Origin of the sequence: Usitatibacter rugosus (assembly GCF_013003965.1) — a bacterium.
Classification (GTDB): Bacteria; Pseudomonadota; Gammaproteobacteria; order Burkholderiales; family Usitatibacteraceae; genus Usitatibacter; species Usitatibacter rugosus.
In genome coordinates, this window is record NZ_CP053069.1 from 108,592 (window position 1) to 127,251 (window position 18,660).

General features: G+C 67.1%; 14 protein-coding genes. 7 read left to right on the forward strand and 7 right to left on the reverse strand.

Annotated features, from left to right (window positions below; all coding sequences use genetic code 11):
• Positions 1–9: 9 nt before the first annotated feature.
• The 3 genes from DSM104443_RS00515 (at position 10) to DSM104443_RS21705 (ending at position 3,811) form a co-directional block, all read left to right on the forward strand.
• Positions 10–1,278, forward strand: coding sequence for an acetyl-CoA C-acyltransferase (locus DSM104443_RS00515; protein WP_171088769.1), 1,269 nt, complete (start codon positions 10–12; stop codon positions 1,276–1,278).
• Between the two features lies 1 nt (position 1,279).
• The gene (locus tag DSM104443_RS00520; RefSeq protein ID WP_171088770.1) at positions 1,280–1,933 is read left to right on the forward strand and encodes an ureidoglycolate lyase; all 654 of its coding nucleotides are present in this window, start codon (positions 1,280–1,282) and stop codon (positions 1,931–1,933) included.
• Between the two features lie 81 nt (positions 1,934–2,014).
• Entirely contained in the window at positions 2,015–3,811 is a 1,797-nt protein-coding gene (locus DSM104443_RS21705; protein WP_212756854.1) for a hypothetical protein, read from the forward strand.
• On the opposite strand, the gene DSM104443_RS00530 is transcribed toward DSM104443_RS21705, so the two are convergent.
• The 5 genes from DSM104443_RS00530 to DSM104443_RS00550 all read right to left on the reverse strand — a co-directional run bounded on the left by DSM104443_RS00530 (position 3,808) and on the right by DSM104443_RS00550 (position 11,381).
• Positions 3,808–4,311, reverse strand: a complete 504-nt coding sequence (locus DSM104443_RS00530) for a nuclear transport factor 2 family protein (RefSeq protein ID WP_171088771.1) — start codon at positions 4,309–4,311, stop codon at positions 3,808–3,810. The two genes, DSM104443_RS21705 and DSM104443_RS00530, sit on opposite strands and share 4 nt — an antisense overlap.
• Positions 4,312–4,346: 35 nt before the next feature.
• Positions 4,347–7,955: an ABC transporter permease/M1 family aminopeptidase gene (locus DSM104443_RS00535; protein ID WP_171088772.1), complete on the reverse strand. Its 3,609-nt coding sequence runs from the start codon at positions 7,953–7,955 to the stop codon at positions 4,347–4,349.
• A gap of 9 nt (positions 7,956–7,964) precedes the next feature.
• Entirely contained in the window at positions 7,965–8,858 is an 894-nt protein-coding gene (locus DSM104443_RS00540; RefSeq protein ID WP_171088773.1) for an ABC transporter ATP-binding protein, read from the reverse strand.
• Between the two features lie 102 nt (positions 8,859–8,960).
• Positions 8,961–10,655, reverse strand: a complete 1,695-nt coding sequence (locus DSM104443_RS00545; RefSeq protein ID WP_171088774.1) for a SulP family inorganic anion transporter — start codon at positions 10,653–10,655, stop codon at positions 8,961–8,963.
• Positions 10,656–10,670: 15 nt separating this feature from the next.
• The gene (locus DSM104443_RS00550) at positions 10,671–11,381 is read right to left on the reverse strand and encodes a response regulator (protein WP_171088775.1); all 711 of its coding nucleotides are present in this window, start codon (positions 11,379–11,381) and stop codon (positions 10,671–10,673) included.
• 82 nt (positions 11,382–11,463) lie between these two features.
• Between DSM104443_RS00550 and DSM104443_RS00555 the strand changes: the two genes are divergently transcribed.
• The 4 genes from DSM104443_RS00555 (at position 11,464) to DSM104443_RS00570 (ending at position 16,299) form a co-directional block, all read left to right on the forward strand.
• Positions 11,464–13,950, forward strand: coding sequence for an ATP-binding protein (locus DSM104443_RS00555; RefSeq protein WP_171088776.1), 2,487 nt, complete (start codon positions 11,464–11,466; stop codon positions 13,948–13,950).
• A gap of 113 nt (positions 13,951–14,063) precedes the next feature.
• On the forward strand, positions 14,064–14,942 hold the full coding sequence (locus DSM104443_RS00560; RefSeq protein WP_171088777.1) for an EAL domain-containing protein: 879 nt from the start codon (positions 14,064–14,066) through the stop codon (positions 14,940–14,942).
• A 57-nt stretch (positions 14,943–14,999) separates the two neighbouring features.
• Positions 15,000–15,551 (forward strand): ferritin-like domain-containing protein, encoded by a 552-nt coding sequence (locus tag DSM104443_RS00565; RefSeq protein WP_212756856.1) that lies wholly within the window; start codon positions 15,000–15,002, stop codon positions 15,549–15,551.
• A gap of 100 nt (positions 15,552–15,651) precedes the next feature.
• Complete coding sequence (locus DSM104443_RS00570; RefSeq protein ID WP_171088778.1) at positions 15,652–16,299, forward strand: Crp/Fnr family transcriptional regulator; 648 nt, start codon at positions 15,652–15,654, stop codon at positions 16,297–16,299.
• A gap of 112 nt (positions 16,300–16,411) precedes the next feature.
• On the opposite strand, the gene DSM104443_RS00575 is transcribed toward DSM104443_RS00570, so the two are convergent.
• Both DSM104443_RS00575 and DSM104443_RS00580 read right to left on the reverse strand, forming a co-directional pair.
• Complete coding sequence (locus DSM104443_RS00575; protein WP_171088779.1) at positions 16,412–17,551, reverse strand: PilT/PilU family type 4a pilus ATPase; 1,140 nt, start codon at positions 17,549–17,551, stop codon at positions 16,412–16,414.
• 28 nt (positions 17,552–17,579) lie between these two features.
• Positions 17,580–18,623, reverse strand: coding sequence for a type IV pilus twitching motility protein PilT (locus DSM104443_RS00580; RefSeq protein WP_171088780.1), 1,044 nt, complete (start codon positions 18,621–18,623; stop codon positions 17,580–17,582).
• Between the last annotated feature and the right edge of the window lie 37 nt (positions 18,624–18,660).

Sequence of the window (18,660 nt, forward strand, 5' to 3'; positions counted from 1 at the left end):
ACTGGCGGCATGAACACGCACGACATCTTCCTCGTTCCGGGAATTTCCACACCCTTCGCACGCGTCGACGGCCCGCTTCGCACCCAGGACGCCGTGGCGCTCTCGGTGCCGGTCGCCAAGGCCATGGCCGGCGGCTGCCCGCAGGGCGCCATCGACCTCGTCATCTGGGGCACGGTCGCCCCGAACCTCGGCTGGAGCAACATCGCGCGCGAGGTGTGGATCGACGCCGGGCTCGACCGCTCCGTTCCCGCGTTCTCCACCGTGATGGCCTGCTCCACGAGCATGGTCGCGACGTTCGAAGCGGCCGGGATGCTGGGCGCGGAGCACCAGCTCGCGGTGTGCGGCGGCGTGGAGAGCATGAGCCGCGTGCAGATCGGCCTCACGCAGGGCCTCTCGGTGTGGATCCGCCGCCTCTCGCAGGCGCGCAGCTTCGGCGAGCGCGTGGACCGCTTCATGGAGATCCGCGGCTCCGACATCAAGCTGCACATCCCCAGTGTCGCCAACCGCGCCACCGGCAAGAGCATGGGCGAGCACTGCGAGGAGATGGCGAAGTTCTGGAACATCGCCCGCGTCGACCAGGACCGCATCGCCTACGAATCGCACCGCCGCGCCGTCGCGGCCATCGCCTCGGGCTTCTTCGACGACCTCGTGATTCCCGTCGAGGGCATGGCGAAGCACGGCATCCCGCGCGCCGACACCTCGCCCGAGAAGCTCGCGACGCTCAAGCCCGCGTTCGATCGCACCAGCGGCAAGGGCACGATCACGGCGGGCAATGCATCGCCGCTGACCGACGGCGCAGCCGGTGTGTGGGTCGGCACCGCGGAGGGCGTGGCACGCCTTCCGGCGAACCGGCCGCGCGTGAAGCTCGTCGACTGGGAGATCGCCGCGGTGGATCTCTTCAACGAGGGCCTGCTGATGGCGCCGGCCTACGCGATCCCGCGCTTGCTCGCGCGCCACGGGCTTTCGCTTGCCTCGATCGACCTGTGGGAGATCCATGAGGCCTTCGCAGCGCAGGTGCTTTGCAACGTGGCCGCGCTCGAGAACGAAACCTTCCTGCGCGAAAAGGCGAAGGTGGATGCGCCGATGGGCAAGTTCCCGTGGGAGCGCTGGAATCCGAATGGCGGCAGCGTTTCCATCGGACATCCGTTCGGTGCGACGGGCGCTCGCATCCTCTCGCAGGCGGTGAAGGAGCTCGCGGCGATGGGCAAGGGCAAGCGTGCCATCGTCTCGATCTGCGCCGACGGCGGCCTCGGCACGGTTGCCTTGCTGGAGAGCTGAGATGGACAGCTACCTCGCACCCGAGCTCCCGGACACGTTGATCGTCCACGAGGTGCCGGTGGTGCGCGCCACCGAGGAGAGCCTGCGCGGCTACGGCCGGCTCGTCGACCGCCCCGAGGATTGCAAGGTCGAGATCGTCACGTGGCCCCAGCCCGGTTGGCGAAAGATGGACGAGGGCACCGGCAACGAAGGGGGTACCACGAAGGGCGAGTTCGATTTCTGGTGGGAAGGCGACATCCTCTACGGCAAGAACCATGCGGTCGCCGAAAACGAATACCTCTTCGGCTGGTCGTGCGATCCGTGGCGAGCCCGGCGCGAGGAACAGACGGTGCCACGCGACCGGGTGCTGCTGTGGCACGCGAACTATCACCCCGATGGCGGGCAGCTCTTCTTTCCCCGGAACGGCGAAGCGTTCCTTGCGCCGCTCGCGATGCCGGGCGACGACGTGAAGCCGGAAGATTTCGTCGCGTTCTACGTCGACGGCGGCCGCGGCCTCTACATCCATCCGAACATCTGGCACGAGGCGGTCTTTCCGATCGCCGACAAGGCGCGCTTCCACGACGAGCAGGGCAAGGTGCACGCGCGCATCTCGTGCGACTTCGCGCAGGAGTTCGGCGTGCTGCTGGGCGTGAATCTTACCGAGCGGGCTCCCTGACGCCTTTTCTGGCGCGGTTCCTGCAACAGTGATGGGATCGTGCGCGATGCAGGTGATCGCGCATCACCGCTCCCCGAGACCATGAAAAAACACATCGCGATTTTCGTCACTTCCTGTCTCTGTTCGGCGACGGCGCTGGCCGCGCCCACGCTCGGCGGATGCCCCGTCTTCCCCTCGAACAACTACTGGAACACACCGGTCGACACGCTCCCCGTCCACGCGAGCTCCAACGCGTGGGTGGCCTCGATGGGTACCACGCGCCGCATCCATCCCGACTGGGGCAACGACCTCGCGGACAACTTCGGCATCCCGTTCGTCACGGTCCCCGGCACGCAGCCCAAGGTGCCAATCACGTTCGGCCCCGACGGCTTCGACGACGAGAGCGACCCGGGCCCGATGCCCATCCCGCCCAACGCCCCCGTCGAAGGCGGCAACGCGGCGGATGGCGACCGGCACGTGATCGTCCTCGACACCGGCAACTGCATCCTCTACGAGCTGTATCGCGCGTTCTCGCAGAACGGCGGTGCGAGCTGGCGCGTGGATTCGTCGGCCAAATTCGACCTGCGTTCGAATGCGCTGCGTCCCTCGGGCTGGACTTCCGCGGATGCGGCCGGCCTCGCGATCTTCCCCGGCCTCGCGCGCTGGGACGAAGTGGCCGCGGGCGAGATCGCGCATGCGATCCGCGTAACGGCAACACCCATCTGGGGCCGCCAGGGCTCGCAGAACGTCTTCCTGTGGCCGGCTCGCCACTGGTCCGGAAGCGGCACGAACTCGAGCAATCCGCCGATGGGCGCGCGCTTCCGCCTCAAGGCCGACTTCAACATCTCGGGCTTCGATGCGCGCACGCAGGTCGTGCTGAGAGCCTTCAAGAAATACGGCCTCGTGCTCGCCGACGGCGGCAGCAACTGGTTCTTCCAGGGCGTCTCCGACGAACGCTGGCCCGACAAGGTGCTGGACGAACTGAAGTCCATCACCGGCGGCAACTTCGAAGCGGTGGATACCTCGGTGCTGCTGGTGAATGCCAACTCGGGCGAAGCCCTCGTGCCGACGAGCGGGCCGCCGCCTCCGCCCCCGCCACCGCCGCCCGCGACGGGCGGTCTCAACTACCAGGGCCTCTGGTACCGCTCGCCCGCCGAATCCGAAGCGGGCTGGGGCGTGAACATCTCGCACCAGGGCGACATCCTCTTCATGACGTGGTTCACGTATGACGTGGACGGCACGGGCATGTGGCTCATCATGTCGCGCGGCGACAAGACCGGCACCGGCACGTACTCGGGCCAGCTCTTCCGCACGCGCGGCCCGGCCTTCAGCGCCATGCCGTGGAACAAGGGCGACGTCGTGTCCACGCCGGTGGGCACCGCGAACTTCACGTTCACCGATGCGAACAACGGGACGTTCACGTACACGGTGAACGGAACCACGCAGTCGAAGCCCATCACGCGCATCGTCTATTCCTCGCCGGTGCCCACGTGCACCTCCGGCGGGACGCAGGGCAATCCGCCCAATTACCAGGACCTCTGGTGGCGTTCCCCCGCCGAATCCGAATCGGGCTGGGGCGTGAACATCACGCACCAGGGCGATATCCTCTTCGCCACCTGGTTCACGTACGACGCGACTGGCAAGGGACTGTGGATCGTGATGTCGCGCGGCGAGCGCACCGGCGCCGGCGTCTACACGGGAGAGATCTTCACCACGACGGGGCCGGCCTTCAGCGCCGTGCCGTGGAACAAGGCCGACGTGCGCTCGACGAAGGTGGGGACGGCGACGTTCGCCTTCAGCGACGCGAGCAACGGGACGTTCACGTACTCGGTGAACGGCCTCCAGCAATCGAAGCCGATCACGCGGACGATCTACTCCACGCCGACCGCCTGCCGCTAGGGCGTGAGCCGGTGGTCGTAGCTGAGGACGCGCGCGAGCTTCCACGCGCCCGAGGGCTCGCGCTTCCACACGTGCGTGAAGAGCGAGACCTCGCTCAGCTGCTCGGGCTTGCCCGGCGTCAGGCGATAGAAGCGATGCTCGCCCACCTGGATCGCGCCGTAGTTGTTCAGCGGATAGACCTTCATGGTGCCGGGCACGATCTCGCGCCGCGACCGGTAGTCTTCCCCAGTCTCCTGGCGCTTGCAGATGGCGGTCACGCCCTCGACGAACTGCTTCGACGTCGTGAACGTGAGGCCGCCCTTGTCGTGGTACATCTCGACGTCGTCCGTGAGCGCGCCCGCGAGCACCTTCATGTCGCAGGTGTCGAAGATCGCGGCGAAGACGGTGCGGTCCCGCGCCGCGACCTCGTCGAAGAGCGCCTGCGTGGGACGCGGGCCTTCACGCGGACCGCCTTGTGCGAAGGCGGACCCGCTCGCGGCCGCCGCGAGCGCGACCGCCACGCTCCATCCTGCCGCTCTCCACTCCGCCACAAGCCTCACGACGCGACCTTCACGGCCGTGAGGTTGTCGTCGGAGTTGCGGTCGATCCGCTTGTTGTACGGATCGATGCCGACCCACTTCGGCTCCTGGTCCACGGTGTAGGTCACTTTCGTCTCGCCCGTAGCCACGATGCGCTTCTCCACCATCAGCACGCTCGCCTTCGAGAAGCCCTTCTTGCCGGGCTGCGCGGTGAAGACGCCGACGTCGAAGACCTCCGACATGGGCGCATCGGTCTCCTTGCCCTTGCCGTCGGCGTAGAACTTCTTGCCGTCGATGGCGAAGGTGACGTCCCACTTGCCGTCGGCGCGCTTCGTGGCCTTGGCGTCCTTCGCCTTCATGTCGTAGAGCGTGATCTTCTCGAAGAGGTCGGTGATGAGCGCGTCGTGCTGCGGCCCTGCTTCCTCGCGCAGCATCTGCACGAACTCCGACGACGACGGATAGGGTGCGGCCTTGAACGCGTACTTCGCGATCAAGCGGCGAAGCGCGCGATTCACCGTGTCCTCGCCGACCACGTCCTTCAGCCAGTACATGACCAGCGTGCCCTTGCGGTAGTGGACGTAGCCCTGGTTCTCCACGCGCACGCTCGGCAGCTCCTCCACGACCTCGCCGCCGCGGCTGCGCAGGTAGGAATCGAGCTCGTACTTGAGGAACTTGCGCGCCATCTCCGGCCCGTACAGCTTCTCCATCACGAGCATGGCCGAGTACTGCGCGAAGGTTTCCGAGAGCATCGTCATGCCCTGCTTGTCGGCGCCGATCACCTGGTGTGCCCACCACTGGTGGCCCATCTCGTGCGCCGTCACGTAGGTGACGAGGTCGATCTTCTCGTCTCCCGCGACCGCGTCCCGGGGCTGGTTCTGGATGAAACCGATCGCCTCGGAGTAGGGCACCGTGCCGGCGAAGGCCTGCGCGAAGCTCTCGTACGCCGGGAATTCGAGGATGCGCGCCTGGTGGAACTGGTAGGGCGAGAAGCGCTCGGTGAAGATGTCGAGCGACACCTTCATTGCGTCCATCATCAGCTTCACGTTGTGCTCGTGCGCCGGGTGGTAGTACACGGCCAGCGCGACGGGCTCGCCCTGGGCGGGCTTCCAGGAGTCCTTCGTCTCCTTGTAGTACGCCGACTGCATGGAGAAGAACTGCAGGATCGGCGCCTCGGTCTTCGCCACCAGCGTGCGCCGGTTGTCCGTGACGGTATCGGAGACCACGCGGCCCGGGATGATCGGCACCTGGTCCGCGTCCGTCGTGAACGTGATCTCGGCGTTGACCCAATCGCTGTCGTGGCGGAGGTAGTGGTTGCCGACCGCGGTCATGTCCTCCAGCTTGGCCGGCCGCAACTCGGCGGGCAGGCCGTACTTGCGGCGCTTGGCGCGATCGGTGAGCAGCATGTTCCGGTCCATGCCCACGAAGGGCGCGACCTCGTTGCTGTCGAGGAAGCTGCCGTTGCCGACAATGCGCGTGAGCGGGGCACCGTTCGGGAAACCCCGCTCCTGCAGCGTGCCCTTCCACGCGAGCTTGCGCTTCTCACCCGGTTGCATCGGCGCCGCGAGCTTGTAGATGCGGTAATGGAAGTCGCCATAGTCCTTGTCGGGCGTGCCGCCCTCCACGGCGATCTCGTCCATCGCCATGCGCGCGTCGGGATTCCAGCGGATGTGCACGGCCTCGATCGGCAGCGCGGTCTTGTTCTCCAGCACCATCTCGCCCTTCGTGGTGGCACGCGCATCCCGGGGGAAGAGCGCGACGTCGAGCTTCACGTCGGTGATGCGCGGCTGCGGCACCTTCTCGAACGCGAGCAGCGTCTTCTCGTACTCGGCCTGGCGCTCCTCGCGCTGCGGCACCGTGGTGTAGCGATTGAGGACGTTGGTGTTGTAGTAGATGTAGGCGCCCGAGCCCGCGAAGGCCAGGACCCCCACGGCGGCGAAGGCGCCCGGCAAACCCTTCAGGCGCCGTACGGCACGCGTGGCTCGTGGCTTCAAGCGTGTCTCCGTCCCCCGGCGCCACAGCAGGTGCGCGAACACGACGAGCACCAGCGCGAAGGCCATCCAGTAGAACTGGAACCACGCCGCGCCGACCCAGAAGCGGCCGAGGCCGTTCATGTCCGACAGCGGCGTCGGGGAAGCCGCGCCGTAGTTGTAGAGGTTGTGCTCGAAGCCCGCGGGAGCGAGCGCCGTTTGCGCCACCACGTAGATCAGCAGCACGGCCCAGCCGATGTACTTGTTCGGCGCCACGACCTGGACGAACACCGCGAGGATCGCGAGCTGCGTGCCGACGATCAGGCTCGGCAGCACGAACCACAGGAGATAGCTGCCCAGCTGGACATCGGTGTAGCCGTGGAAGAGCTGGAAGCCGACACCCATCGCCGTGCCGGCGATGAACGTCGCGAGCAGCACCAGCGTGATGGCCAGTACCTTCGGCAGCGCGAACGCCCAGTCGGGCGCCGCGGTGGCGCCGACGATCTCGTGCATGCGCCGGTCGTGGTCGCGCCACACCAGCTCGCCCGAGTAGTACATCGCGATGATGATCGGGAAGAAGGTGAACGAGTCGTTCAGCGCGCGCACGACGGCGCGCGTCACCGGGAAGTAGTCGATACCGCGATTGGAGGCCACGCCGAGCAGGCCGCCGACCGCGTTCAGGCAGCCCAGGGCCAGCAGCACGAAGAAGGCGGGGCTCTTGAACACGAACGCCATGTCGAAGCGCGTGAGCGCCTTCAGCTGCCCCCAGCTCGTGGATCCGCCGGAGCGCGGGGCGGGCAGCTCGCGCAGCGCCGCCGGAGCATCGCCCGCGGCCTCCGCCTTGGGCGCCTTCGTCTTCTTGCCGACCACTTCGAAGCGGAAGCGCCAGTACGCGATCGCGAAGAGCACGAACGCCACGCCCAGCCACAGCAGCCGGTTGGCGAGCATCAGGCCTTCGAGCGGCGGCATCATCGTGTTGCGGTCGGCCGCGGTCCAATAGCGCGTCACGCGCGAGAGCGCGCTGAAGCCGAACGGATCGGAGAGCGCGGCGATGGTGTCGTATGCCGGGTCCCGCAGCAGCACGCGGCTGGTGATGAAGAGGACGAGGAACGCGATCAATCCCACGTACGTCCACATCATCGAGCGCGTGACGGTGGCGAGCGCGAAGAGGCCGGCCGACATCACGAGCAGCGCCGGCAGCGCCATCACGAACGCCGCATAGACGTAGTGCATGGCCACGAACGGGCCGACCTTCTCCGCATCGAGCCAGGGCATCCATGTGCCGACGAGGATTCCGAGCGGCACCGACATCACCACCAGGAACGCGACGAGGAAGGCGCCCGAGAAGCGGCCCACCAGGTAGTCGCGCTTGGTGATGCGGGTGGCGCGCAGGATGGGTGCGAAGCCGGTCTCGTCGTCGCGCAGGATCACGTTCGAGACGAACGCGGTGGCGATGAAGAGCGCGAAGATGCACATTGTCGCCACGGTGAGCGCGATGGCGTAGGGCGAATTCACGTTCACGTTGCCCCGCCCGCCGATCTGGATCGTGTCGACCGTCACCGAGCCGAACGTGAGCAGGAAGAAGAGGGCGAAGCCGATCGCGAAGAGCGGCGCACGCAGCTGGTAGCGGACCTCGAAGGCCGCGATCTTTCCGAGCATGGCGATCTCCTAGGCGGCGGTGGCGGGAGCAGGAGCGCGCCGATGCGTCGACAGCGTCGCGAAGTACAGGTCCTCCAGCGTCGCTTCCACCGGCTCGAAGCCCGGGGGCGCCGTATCCGCCGCCACGTGCACCTCGGTGCGCCCGGCGCGAAGCCGCGTCGAGATCACCTGCAGGCGTTGCTTCGCCTCCTCGAGCGCCGCCTTGTCGATCACGCTGGTCCAGATGCGCCCGCGCAGCGCCTGCAGCAGCTCCTGCGGCTTGCCCACCGAGACGATCTTGCCGCCCACGATGATCGCCATGTTCTCGCAGAGGTCGGTCACGTCGTCCACGATGTGCGTGGAGAGGATCACGACGACGTTCTGGCCGATCTCGGCCAGCAGGTTGTTGAAGCGGTTGCGCTCCTCGGGGTCGAGGCCCGCGGTGGGCTCGTCCACGATGATGAGCTTGGGGTTGCCGATCAGCGCCTGCGCGATGCCGAAGCGCTGGCGCATGCCGCCGGAGAAGCCCGCGACGGCCTTCTTGCGCACGTCCCACAGGTTCACCTGCTGCAGCAGCGTCTCCACGGTTTGCTTGCGCTCGCCTTTCGTCGCGATGCCCTTCAGCACCGCCAGGTGGTCGAGGAGGTCCCAGGCCGAGACGCGCGGATAGACGCCGAAATCCTGCGGCAGGTAGCCCAGCGTGGCGCGCAGCCGTTCCGGCTCGCGGATCGCGTCGATGTCGCCGAAGCGGATCGTGCCCTGCGAGGGCGTCTGCAGCGTCGCGATGCAGCGCATCAGCGTGGACTTGCCCGCCCCGTTGGGGCCGAGCAGGCCGAACATGCCGTTGGGAATCGTGAGCGAGGCGTTGTCCAGCGCGCGCGTGCCGTTGGGATAGACGTGGGTGACGCCTTCGAGCGTGAGCATTCTTGGTTACCCCCTGATGGAATCCGCGCAGTTTGGTGGCGCCCGCGTAGCCGCGCAAGGCTTTGTCGACAAGCCGTGACAAACAGTGACCAACTGCAGAAATCAGGGGGTGAAGCGTCCGGACTCGGCGCGGAGGGCCTCGAGGGCCGCGTCCATGGTTTCGAAGAGATGGGCCTTGCCCAGGCGCTCCAGGAAGCCGCCGCGCCGCAGCATGTTGAGCGGCTGGTCGTTGGGCGCCACGAGGATCAGCCGCGCGTTGTGCCGGCGCATGTGGGCGAGCAGGTGCTCCAGCGCCTCCAGCCCCGTGTTGTCGATGTTGATCACCTGGTGGAGCTCGAGCACCAGGGCGCCCGGAGGTTCCGTCCCCGGCTCGGCCAGCGCCTCGACCTTGGTGACCGAGCCGAAGAAGAGCGAGCCGTACACACGCCAGGCCTCCACGCGTCGTCCGTCGGCGCGGATGGCGAGCGCGGGCGGCATCGGCAGCTTGTCCACGCGCGTGAGCGCCGACATACGGTAGATGAAGAAGAGGCACGCGAGGATCAGGCCCGCCTGCACGGCCACGGCGACGTCCAGCGCCACTGTGAGCACGAACGTGGTGAGCATCGTCGCGCGATAGGCGAGCGAGAACTGCTGCATCTTCGGGAACTCGCGCCAGTTGCCCATGTTGAACGCGACCCACAGGAGGATCGCCGCGAGCGCCGAGAGCGGCACGTAGCGCGCAAAGGGTGCCAGCACGAGCACGATGAGGAAGAGCACCGCCGCGTGGATGATCCCGGCGATCGGCGTGCGGCCACCGCTCTTCACGTTGGTCACGGTCCGCGCGATCGTGCCCGTGGCCGCGATGCCGCCGAAGAACGGGCTCACGAAATTGGCGATGCCTTGCGCCATCAGCTCCTGGTTGGGATCGTGGCGCTCGTCGATCAGGTTGTCGGCCACCCGGGCGCAGAGCAGCGATTCGATCGCCCCCAGCAGCGCGATCGCGATCGTCGGCGCGAAGAGGTTCTGCGCCGTGGCCCAGTCGAAGCGCGGCAGCGCGGGCATGGGGAGCCCCCTTGGCAGCTCACCGAAGCGTGTACCCAGCGTCTCCACCGGCAGCTGCAGCGCCCACACCGCCACGCCCGAGAGGCCCAGCACCGCGATCGTGGCCGGCAGCTTCGCGGCGAGCTTCCGCAAGCCGCTGCCCTGGTCCTGGGACGAACGCACGGGCCACACCATGATGATGAGCAGCGACACCAGCCCGATCACGATGGCGTAGACGTTCGCGGTCTCGAGGTTCTCGGCGATCACGTTCAGCTGCGAGAAGAAATTGGCCGGCATCTTCTCGACCTCGATGCCGAGGAAGTCGCGCACCTGCGAGATGCCGATGATGACCGCGATGCCCGCCGTGAAGCCGGTGATGATCGCCACGGGGATGTAGCGGATGAGCGAGCCCATCCGCAGCGCCCCCATCGCGAAGAGCAGCACGCCGGCCATCATCGTGGCGATGAGGAGGTTCGCGACGCCGTACTTCTCCGCGATGGAATAGAGAAGGGCGACGAAGGCGCCCGCGGGCCCGCCGATCTGCACGCGCGAGCCGCCCAGCGCGGAGATCAGGAAACCGGCGACGATGGCGGTGACGATCCCCTGCTCGGGCCGCACGCCCGAGGCGATGCCGAAGGCCATCGCGAGGGGCAGGGCGATGATCGCGACCGTGATGCCGGAGGCGAGGTCGGCGAAGAAATCGTCGCGGCTGTAGCCGCGAAGCGCCGTGACCAGCCGGGGCTTGAAGCGCAGGTAGCGGAGGCGCGACTCAGCCATTCCGCCGCCCCGCGGTCATTTCGTCTCGACGGACGAATTCAAATAGTAGCCGGCGCCGCGCTCGGTCTTGATGAGGTTCGGCTGGTTGGGGCTTTCCTCGATCTTGCGGCGCAGGCGCAGGATCTGGACGTCGATCGAGCGGTCGTAGATGTCGTCGTGCAGGCGGCTCGCTTCCAGCAGCTGGTCGCGCGTGAGCACGCGTTGCGGCGAGCGGAGGAAAGCCACCAGCAGCGCGTACTCGCTGTTGGTGAGGTCCACCATCTCGCCCGCCGGGGCCTTCAGCCGGCGCGTGCCGGTGTTCAGCTCCCAGTTGGAGAAGAGGTAGGCCCGCACGCTTTCGCCGCGGCGCGCCTCGCGCTTGGATTCCGTCCGGCGCAGGACCGCCTTGATGCGGGCGAGGAGCTCGCGCTGGCTGAAGGGCTTGGTGACGTAGTCGTCCGCGCCGAGCTCGAGGCCCATGACGCGGTCGGCTTCGTCCTTCCGGCCGGTGAGGATGATGATCGGCAGGTCGAGCGACTCGCGCAGCCTCCGCGCGATGGCCAGGCCGTCCTCGTCGGGGAGCTTCAGGTCGAGGATCACGAGATCCACCACCTCGGCGCCGAGGACGCGGTCCATGTCTCCGCCCGTTTCTGCGACGGACACCTTGAAATCGTTCTCGGCCAGGTACTCGCGGATCAGTTCGCGGATGGCCGGATCGTCGTCGACGACCAGGATGTGGGCTTCCATGTGCTTGGAGGTTCCTCAGCGGGGGCCTGAAAGCGCATTTTACCGCCGGAGCCCGTAGAATCCGAAGCGTTCGCCAAAACCCATGAATTCAGCCACCCGCTGGAGCGCGGAGGACTGGGCGGCGGGGGCCTCCCCCATGGGGCAGGCACTCGCGTATCTCTCCTTCGGCGTCTTCTACTTCGCCCTCGCCTGGTACGCGACGGACCTCCCGGTCCAGACGCGCTTTCCCCACTTCATCTGGCCCGCCGACGGCCTGGTGCTGGGGACGCTCCTCGTGGCCGCCCCGCGCCGCTGGCCCGTCTACCTGGGCCTGGTCTTCCTGGCCAACCTGTTCTTCGGCTACGAGCTGGGGGTCTCCCTTCCCCGGACCTTCGTCGCGTCCTTCGTGAACACGGCCGAGCCGGCACTGGTCGCCCTCGGCCTCCAGCAGCTCGCCAAGCCCCAGGTCACGATCGACACGGTGAAGGGCCTGGCCGCGATGCTGATCGGCATGGTGCCGCTGGTGGCGGGCCTGTCGATCTTCGACGCGCTGACCAGCTACGTGCAGTTCGACGCGCCCTTCCGCGAGCAGTGGTCGGTGGTGTTCGTCTCGGACATGCTGGGCATGATCCTCGTGGCGCCCCTCATCCTCGCGTGGAGCCGCGAAGGCTGGCGCGAGGCGATGCAGGCCTCGCGCTCGCGCCTCCCGGAGCTGGTGGTCCTGTACTCGGGCCTGGTCTTCACCGCCCACTACGTGTTCGGCACGCGCTCGCAGGCCTCGGGGTTCATCCCGCCGCTCGCCTACCTGTGCGCCCCGTTCCTGATCTGGGCCGCGCTGGGCTTTGGCCTGCGCGCCGCGACGCTGGGCCTCGCCGCCTTCGGCCTCATCTGCTACTGGCACACGGCGCAGGGCTTCGGGCCGTTCTCCATCGACGGCATCGCCGACTGGAAGTCGATCCTCCACCTGCAGGCCTACCTCGCGACGATCGTGGTCACCACGCTCTTCGCCGCGGCGCTGCTGAACGAGCGCCAGGATGCGGCCAAGACCACGCGGGCCTGGCGACGGCGATACGAAGCGGTGATTCGCGCCTCGGGCAACCTGCTCTACGACCTCGACCCCGCGACCGGCAAGATCCTCTGGGACGGCGACACGATGGCGGTGATCGGCGTGGCGCCCGAGAACGTGAGCGAGCTGGGCCCCTGGATGTCGCGTACGCACCCGGACGACCGCGCAAGGCTGCGGGGCGTGCGCGAGCAACTGGAGGGCGGGAAGCTGCGCCACATGGCGATCGAGTACCGCATGCAGCGCGACGACGGCAGCTACGTGCCCGTGAGCGTGAACGGCTACATGATCGAGGAGCCGATGTCGCTGGGCCCGCCGAAGAAGCGGCTCATCGGCTTCGTCACCGACGTGTCCGAGAAGATCAAGTCGGAGGAAGACCGCGTCCGGCTCGAGTCGCAGCTGAAGCAGGCGGAAAAGATGGAGGCGGTGGGCCACCTCGCGGGCGGCATCGCGCACGACTTCAACAACATCCTCGGCGCGATCCTCGGCTACGGCGAGCTGGCCCAGCTGAAGGCGAAGGACGAGGACATGAAGCGCTACCTCGACACGATCATGAATGCGGGCAACCGCGCCAAGTCGCTGGTGACGCAGATCCTCTCGTACAGCCGCGTGGACACGGGGGAGCGCATCCCCGTGCTCGTGAGCCCGATCGTGCAGGAAGCCGTGGACTTGATCCGCGGATCGACGGCGGGCGTGGACGTGCGCTACGAGCCCGAGTCGGGCGAGGCGACGGTGATGGGCGACCCCACGCGCCTGCACCAGCTCTTCATGAACCTCTGCACCAACGCCGTCCATGCGATGCCCGACGGCGGGGTGCTCGACGTGAGCCTGGCGATCGAAGTGGTCGAGCACGCGCGCATCACGCGCATCGGCGAGCTCGGCCCCGGCGACTACGTGCGCGTCACGGTGAAGGACTCGGGCCACGGCATCGCGCCCGAGGTGATCGACCGCATCTTCGAGCCGTTCTTCACCACCAAGCGCGCCGGGCGCGGCACGGGCCTGGGCCTGGCCCTCGTGCACTCCGTGGTGAAGGAGCACAAGGGCTGCCTCGACGTGCAGAGCGAGCTCGGCAAGGGCACCGCGTTCATCGTCTGGATGCCGCGCCTCAACGAAGCGGCGGTGGAAGCGGCGAAACCGGAACCGGCGCTGCCCGGCCGCGGACAAGTCATCCTGGCCGTGGACGACGAGATCCAGGTGCTCGCGGCCCTGGAGGAGATGCTGGCCAACCTGGGCTACGAGCCCGCGGGCTTCTCGTCCAGCCAGGAGGCGCTCGAGGCTTTCCAGGCCGACCCGAAGCGCTTCGACGCGGTGGTGAGCGACGAGGTGATGCCGGAGATGTCGGGCACCTCGCTCGCGGTCGAGCTGCGGCGCATGAAGCCGTCGATCCCGATCGTGATCGCCACCGGCTACGGCGGCGCGGGCTTCGAGACGCGCGCCCTTTCGGCGGGCATCAACCGCGTGCTGAAGAAGCCGTACCGCATGACCGAGATCGCCGAGGCCCTCGCGGGGTTCTTCCCGAACCGGTAGACGGTGACAGCTGTAATGAAACCTTCTACCCATGTCATTGCCGGGTAATTCCTGCCGGGCAAAGTACGTCCATCGCCGGAGACGCCGGCACGACAAGACCGGGATCGCCGAGCGTGCCGCCCTCCATCGCATTCAACGAGCACCAGCTCACTTCCGTATTCCAGCCGATCTACGCCGTGGCCCAGGGCGAGCTCGCCGGGTACGAAGGGCTGCTGCGCGCCAGCGCCGCCCCCGGCCGCATGATCCGCATCAACGCGCTCATCGCCGGCCTGAACGACGCCGAGATCGTTTCCCTCGACCGCACCGCGCGCACGCTGCACCTGCGCACCTTTGCTTCGGTCGACCCGGGTACCAAAACCCTTTTCCTGAACCTGCACCCCGTGGCCGCGCTCGCCGAGGCCGGCAGCGCCAAGGCCATGCGCGGGCGCGTGGGGTACTTCGGCCTCCAGCCGTCGCGCATCTGCTTCGAGATCCTCGAGGGCGCGTGCGCCGACGAGGGCCTGCTGGTCGACGCCGTTGCCGCCTGCCGCGAGATGGGCTTCGCGGTGGCGATGGACGACTTCGGCGTGGAGCGCTCCAATTTCGACCGTGTCGCGGCCCTGCGCCCCGACTACGTGAAGCTCGACCGCACGGTGCTGGCCAACGCCATGGGCGACGCCAAGGCGCGCCGCGTGCTGCCGTCCCTGATCGACATCCTCCACGCCGCGGGTTCGCGCGTCGTGGTCGAGGGCATCGAGGACTCCGCCGGGGCGCTGATTGCCATCGAGTCGGGTGCGGACTACCTCCAGGGCTTCTACTTCGCGCCGCCCTCGGCCCAGCTGCACGACGACGAGCTCACCGGGCGGATCCTGCGCGAGCTGCTGCGCATGCGCGGCCCGTCGCCGGCCATCATGGCGCGCCTTCCGGGTCCTCCCCCGGCGGCTCGTCGGACCTCTCCCACAGGCGATTCGCTCGTTTCCTACAGAGAACCCCCCTTCGAAACGGTTGAATGAGGGAAGGTGCGCGGGGACCCCTCCGCGCAGTCCCATTTTCGACCCCCGGGAGGTTCCATGAACGACCAGTCTCAGATACAGAAGCGGGTGATGCCCGACGTCGAGACCCTGCGCCGCGACGCTCGCAAGCACATCGAGGACGGGGCGGTGACCCCCACGTACATCGGCAATCGCGAGGAAGTCGTGAAGCTGCTGAACGAGGCGCTCGCGACCGAGCTCATCTGCGTTCTGCGCTATCGCCACGACTACTTCGTCGCCCGCGGCATCAAGGCCAAGATCGCGGCGGAGGAATTCCTCGAGCATTCCAACGAGGAGCAGGGCCACGCCGACCAGATCGCCGAGCGCATCGTCCAGCTGGGCGGTGAGCCGGACATGGACCCGGCCCGCCTGAAGGAGCGCGCGCACGCCGAGTACCGGCCGAGCACGCAGCTGAAGGACATGATCAAGGAAAACCTCATCGCCGAGCGCATCGCGATCGACAGCTACCGCGCGATGATCAACTACATCGGCGACGACGACACCACGACCAAGCGGATGCTCGAAGGCATCCTCGCCGTCGAGGAAGAGCACGCCGACGACCTCTCGGACCTCCTGGCCGATCTCTCCTGACGTGAAGATTTAACGCCCGCGGCGCCGCATCCTGCGCCGCCGGGCGGGTTCGCCGTCGCCCGCGGTACGTGCACAATGGGGCCCTAGCGAAGGAGGCCCCATGAACGACCGCGTCAAGGCAGACGCCAGCCTGGTCCTCAGTCCCGAGGAGCTCGCCGAGATCACGCGCCACGCCGTCGCGCGGACCTTCCGCCCGCGCACGGTGCTGGTGAGCGAGGGCGAGAACACCGACGCCCTCTACATCATCGTCGAGGGCAAGGCGCGCGCCTACGTGGGAGACGCCAGCGGGCGCGAGGTGGTGCTGTCCATCATGGGACCGGGGGAGTACTTCGGCGAGATCGCCTTCGACGAGGGGCCGCGCTCGGCCTCCGTGATCACGCTCGAGACCTGCAAGATGCTGGTCGTGCCGCGCGCGGAGTTCGCGGAGTTCATCAAGACCAACCCCGCCTTCGCCATGAGCTTCATCCGCAAGCTCATCCACCAGGTGCGCGTGCTCACCGAGAACGTGCGCAGCCTAGCACTCATGGACGCCTACGGCCGCGTCGCGCGGCTGCTGCTGGACAGCGCCGTCACCAACGACGGCGTGCAGTACATCCCGGAACGCCTCACGCAGGCGGAGATCGCGAGCCGCGTGGGTTGCTCCCGCGAGATGGTGAGCCGGATCTTCAAGGACCTCGTGCAGGGGAACTACATCTCGGTCGAGACCGACCGGATCGTGATCCACCGGAAGCCTCCGGCTCGCTGGTAGGTGCCACGCCGTCATTCCCGCGAAGGCGGGAATCCAGTTAGAAAAAGACGCTGGATCCCCGACGACTCGGGGATGACGAAACCTCAGGTGGCAATCGCCACCTTCGGCCTCGTCACTTCACGATCTCGAGGTGCTCCAGGCCGGAGCCGAGGTCGCGGTTCTTCGCGTTCTTGCTCTCGAGCTTGATCTTCAGGCGAAGGTCGTTGACCGAGTCCGCATTCCGCAGCGCGTCTTCGAAGGTGATCATGTCGGCCTCGAAGAGGTCGAAGAGCGCCTGGTCGAAGGTCTGCATGCCGAGCTCGCGGCTGCGGGCCACGAGTGCCTTCATCTCGTGCACCTCGCCCTTGAAGATGAGGTCCGACATGAGCGGCGAGTTGAGCAGGATCTCGATCGCGGCCACGCGGCCCTTGGTGGCCTTCTTGGGGATCAGGCGCTGCGAGATGATGGCCTTCAAGTTCAGCGACAAGTCCATCAGCAGCTGGGCGCGGCGCTCTTCGGGGAAGAAGTTGATGATCCGGTCCAGCGCCTGGTTGGCGCTGTTGGCGTGCAGCGTGGACATGCACAGGTGGCCGGTTTCCGCGAAGGCGATGGCGAACTCCATCGTCTCCCTCTCGCGGATCTCGCCGATGAGGATCACGTCGGGCGCCTGGCGCAGCGTGTTCTTGAGCGCGGCGAACCAGTTGTCGGTGTCCACGCCCACTTCGCGCTGCGTGATGATGCAGTTGTTGTGCTCGTGGACGTATTCGACCGGGTCCTCGATGGTGATGATGTGGCCGTAGCTGTTCTCGTTGCGGTGGCCGATCATCGCGGCGAGCGAGGTCGACTTGCCCGAGCCCGTGCCGCCCACGAAGATCACCAGGCCGCGCTTGGTCATCGCCACGTCCTTCAGCACGTGGGGCAGGCCCAGGTCGTCGAACTTGGGGATGGTCGTGGTGATGGTGCGAAGCACGATGCCGACGCGGCCCTGCTGCACGAACGCATTCACGCGGAAGCGGCCGATGCCCGAGGGCGAGATCGCGAAGTTGCACTCGTTGGTGGCTTCGAATTCGGCCGCCTGCTTGTCCGTCATGATCGAGCGGCACAGCTCCTGCGAGTGCACCGGCGACAGGCTCTGCTGGGACACGGGCGTCACCTTGCCGTCCACCTTCATCGCCGGGGGAAAGCCCGCGGTGATGAAGAGATCGGAGCCACGGCGCGCGATCAGGGCGCGCAGCAGGTCGTGCATGAACTTGAGTGACTGTTCGCGTTCCATGAGCTTCTCCTATCGCGCGCGCACGCGCTTATCCGATGAACGCATCCTTGTTGGCGGCCTTCGTCTTGGCCTCGGGGACCGAGATGAGGTTGCGCTTCACGAGGTCCTGCAGGTTCTGGTCGAGCGTCTGCATCCCGATGTTGCCGCCGGTCTGGATCGCGGAGTACATCTGCGCGACCTTCGCCTCGCGAATGAGGTTCCGGATCGCGGGCGTGCCGATCATGATCTCGTGCGCCGCGACGCGACCCGTGCCGTCCTTGGTCTTGCAGAGCGTTTGCGAGATCACCGCGCGCAGCGATTCCGACAGCATCGCTCGGATCATTTCCTTTTCCGCCGCCGGGAAGACGTCGATGATGCGGTCCACGGTCTTGGCGGCCGAGGACGTGTGCAGCGTGCCGAACACCAGGTGGCCCGTTTCGGCGGCCGTCATGGCGAGGCGGATGGTTTCCAGATCTCGCATCTCGCCCACGAGGATGATGTCCGGGTCCTCGCGAAGGGCGCTGCGAAGCGCGTTGGAGAACGACAGCGTGTGCGGTCCGACCTCGCGCTGGTTGATGAGGCACTTCTTCGCCTCGTGCACGAATTCGATCGGGTCCTCGACGGTGAGGATGTGGCCGTATTCGGTCTCGTTCACGTCGTTGACCATGGCGGCCAGCGTCGTGGACTTGCCCGAGCCCGTCGGGCCCGTCACCAGCACCAGGCCGCGCGGCTGGTTGGCGATTTCCTTGAAGATCTTGGGGGCGTTCAGGTCCTCGAGCGTGAGGACCTTCGACGGAATGGTCCGGAACACAGCACCGGCGCCGCGGTTCTGGTTGAACGCGTTGACGCGGAAGCGCGCGAGGTTGGGGATCTCGAAGCTGAAGTCGACCTCCAGCGTTTCCTCGTACACCTTGCGCTGCGAGTCGTTCATGATGTCGTACACCATCCCGTGCACGTCCTTGTGCTCGAGCGGGGGCACGTTGATGCGCCGCACGTCGCCGTGCACGCGGATCATCGGCGGCAGGCCGGCGGAGAGGTGAAGGTCGGAAGCCTTGTTCTTGACCGAAAAGGCGAGAAGCTCTGCGATATCCATGGGGTCGATCCGTTAGAATTGCGCCTCGACAACGAGC